This is a genomic window from Rhodovarius crocodyli (genome assembly GCF_004005855.1).
GTDB lineage: Bacteria > Pseudomonadota > Alphaproteobacteria > Acetobacterales > Acetobacteraceae > Rhodovarius > Rhodovarius crocodyli.
The window spans coordinates 1-505 of record NZ_SACL01000035.1 but is presented as its reverse complement, the minus strand read 5'-3'; the positions used below and the strand labels follow the sequence as shown (position 1 = coordinate 505).

The 505-nt window shown below is 68.7% G+C and carries 1 protein-coding gene; it reads right to left on the bottom strand.

The window, feature by feature from the left end:
* Positions 1 to 505: WD40/YVTN/BNR-like repeat-containing protein (locus EOD42_RS25650; RefSeq protein ID WP_338069647.1), on the bottom strand; the 505-nt coding region annotated here is incomplete at both ends.

Here is a 505-nt window from a genome sequence, read left to right as displayed (position 1 = left end):
GCCCATCGCCAGGGAGGTCAGGTGGTTTTGCGTTCCTGAGGTGACGGGTTGCCAGTTGGCGCCGGCATCGGTGCTGCGCAGGATGGTGCCGTCGTAACCACCGGCGAGGACGGTGCGTCCGTCGCTGCCCATCGCCAGGGAGGTCAGGTGGTTTTGCGTTCCTGAGGTGACGGGTTGCCAGGTGGCGCCGGCATCGGTGCTGCGCAGGATGGTGCCGCCGGAGCCAGCGGCGAGGACGGTGCGTCCGTCGCTGCTCATCGCCATGCCGAATAGGAAGCTTCGCGCTCCTGAGGTGACGGGTTGCCAGTTGGCGCCGGCATCGGTGCTGCGCAGGATGGTGCCGCCGTCGCCAGCGGCGAGGACGGTGCGTCCGTCGCTGCCCATCGCCAGGGAGGTCAGGTGGTTTTGCGTTCCTGAGGTGACGGGTTGCCAGTTGGCGCCGGCATCGGTGCTGCGCAGGATGGTGCCGTCGTAACCACCGGCGAGGACGGTGCGTCCGTCGCTG